1 rRNA gene is annotated in these 2,744 nt (G+C 53.2%); it reads right to left on the bottom strand.

Going from position 1 to position 2,744, the window contains the following annotated elements:
• A 23S ribosomal RNA gene (locus tag ACFU5K_RS31560) occupies positions 1-2,614 on the bottom strand; the annotation flags it as partial.
• Positions 2,615-2,744 lie beyond the last annotated feature (130 nt).

Below are 2,744 nucleotides of genomic sequence, written 5' to 3'. Positions count from 1 at the left end.
CCCAGCTCGCGTACCGCTTTAATGGGCGAACAGCCCAACCCTTGGGACCGACTACAGCCCCAGGATGCGATGAGCCGACATCGAGGTGCCAAACCTCCCCGTCGATGTGGACTCTTGGGGGAGATAAGCCTGTTATCCCCGGGGTAGCTTTTATCCGTTGAGCGATGGCCCTTCCATGCGGAACCACCGGATCACTAAGCCCGACTTTCGTCCCTGCTCGACTTGTAGGTCTCGCAGTCAAGCTCCCTTGTGCCTTTACACTCTGCGAATGATTTCCAACCATTCTGAGGGAACCTTTGGGCGCCTCCGTTACCTTTTAGGAGGCGACCGCCCCAGTCAAACTGCCCACCTGACACTGTCTCCCCGCCCGATAAGGGCGGCGGGTTAGAAGGTCAATACAGCCAGGGTAGTATCCCACCGATGCCTCCACCGAAGCTGGCGCTCCGGTTTCCAAGGCTCCTACCTATCCTGTACAAGCTGTACCAACATTCAATATCAGGCTGCAGTAAAGCTCCACGGGGTCTTTCCGTCCTGTCGCGGGTAACCTGCATCTTCACAGGTACTATAATTTCACCGAGTCTCTCGTTGAGACAGTGCCCAGATCGTTGCGCCTTTCGTGCGGGTCGGAACTTACCCGACAAGGAATTTCGCTACCTTAGGACCGTTATAGTTACGGCCGCCGTTTACTGGGGCTTCAATTCGCACCTTCGCTTACGCTAAGCGCTCCTCTTAACCTTCCAGCACCGGGCAGGCGTCAGCCCCTATACTTCGCCTTACGGCTTCGCAGAGACCTGTGTTTTTGCTAAACAGTCGCCTGGGCCTATTCACTGCGGCTCTCTCGGGCTTGCACCCTAACAGAGCACCCCTTCTCCCGAAGTTACGGGGTCATTTTGCCGAGTTCCTTAACGAGAGTTCTCTCGCTCACCTTAGGATTCTCTCCTCGCCTACCTGTGTCGGTTTGCGGTACGGGCACCTTTCACCTCACTAGAGGATTTTCTAGGCAGTGTGGAATCAGGAACTTCGCTACTATATTTCGCTCGCCATCACAGCTCAAGGTACATGGTGACGGGATTTGCCTCGTCACCCCTCTAACTGCTTGGACGCGCTATTCCAGCAGCGCGCTTACCCTATCCTCCTGCGTCCCCCCATTGCTCAAATGGTGAGGAGGTGGTACAGGAATATCAACCTGTTGTCCATCGCCTACGCCTTTCGGCCTCGGCTTAGGTCCCGACTAACCCTGAGCGGACGAGCCTTCCTCAGGAAACCTTAGGCATTCGGTGGAGGGGATTCTCACCCCTCTTTCGCTACTCATACCGGCATTCTCACTTCTAAGCGCTCCACCAGTCCTTCCGGTCTGGCTTCACAGCCCTTAGAACGCTCTCCTACCACTGTTCGAAGAACAGTCCGCAGCTTCGGTGATACGTTTAGCCCCGGTACATTTTCGGCGCAGAGTCACTCGACCAGTGAGCTATTACGCACTCTTTAAATGGTGGCTGCTTCTAAGCCAACATCCTGGTTGTCTAAGCAACTCCACATCCTTTTCCACTTAACGTATACTTTGGGACCTTAGCTGGTGGTCTGGGCTGTTTCCCTTTTGACTACGGATCTTATCACTCGCAGTCTGACTCCCAAGGATAAGTCATTGGCATTCGGAGTTTGACTGAATTCGGTAACCCGGTGGGGGCCCCTAGTCCAATCAGTGCTCTACCTCCAAGACTCTTACCTTGAGGCTAGCCCTAAAGCTATTTCGGAGAGAACCAGCTATCTCCAGGTTCGATTGGAATTTCTCCGCTACCCACACCTCATCCCCGCACTTTTCAACGTGCGTGGGTTCGGGCCTCCATTCAGTGTTACCTGAACTTCACCCTGGACATGGGTAGATCACCTGGTTTCGGGTCTACGACCACGTACTCATGCGCCCTATTCAGACTCGCTTTCGCTGCGGCTCCGCATCTTCTGCTTAACCTTGCACGGGATCGTAACTCGCCGGTTCATTCTACAAAAGGCACGCCATCACCCGTTAACGGGCTCTGACTACTTGTAGGCACACGGTTTCAGGTTCTCTTTCACTCCCCTTCCGGGGTGCTTTTCACCTTTCCCTCACGGTACTGGTTCACTATCGGTCACTAGGGAGTATTTAGCCTTGGGAGATGGTCCTCCCGGATTCCGACGGAATTTCACGTGTTCCGCCGTACTCAGGATCCACTCAGGAGAGAACGAAGTTTCGACTACAGGGTTGTTACCTCCTATGGCGGGCCTTTCCAGACCTCTTCATCTACCTCGTTCCTTTGTAACTCCGTATAGAATGTCCTACAACCCCAAGAGGCAAGCCTCTTGGTTTGGGCTATGTTCCGTTTCGCTCGCCGCTACTCAGGAAATCGCATTTGCTTTCTCTTCCTCCGGGTACTTAGATGTTTCAGTTCCCCGGGTCTGCCTTCTCATATCCTATGTATTCAGATATGGATACCACTCCATTACGAGTGGTGGGTTTCCCCATTCGGAAATCTCCGGATCAAAGCTTGCTTACAGCTCCCCGAAGCATATCGGTGTTCGTCCCGTCCTTCATCGGCTCCTAGTGCCAAGGCATCCACCGTGCGCCCTTTCTAACTTAACCGTTAAAAAGAATCACTACGTGATATCTTGCATTACAATTGAATGTGAATTACTTCTGTTATCTAGTTTTCAAAGAACAACGCATAGGACATGCTAACACATGCGTTGCCACAGGAAGTGGCGCATTTAGC

Origin of the sequence: Streptomyces sp. NPDC057428 (genome assembly GCF_042803195.1) — a bacterium.
Classification (GTDB): domain Bacteria; phylum Actinomycetota; class Actinomycetes; order Streptomycetales; family Streptomycetaceae; genus Streptomyces.
This window is presented reverse-complemented; position numbering and strand designations above follow the sequence as displayed.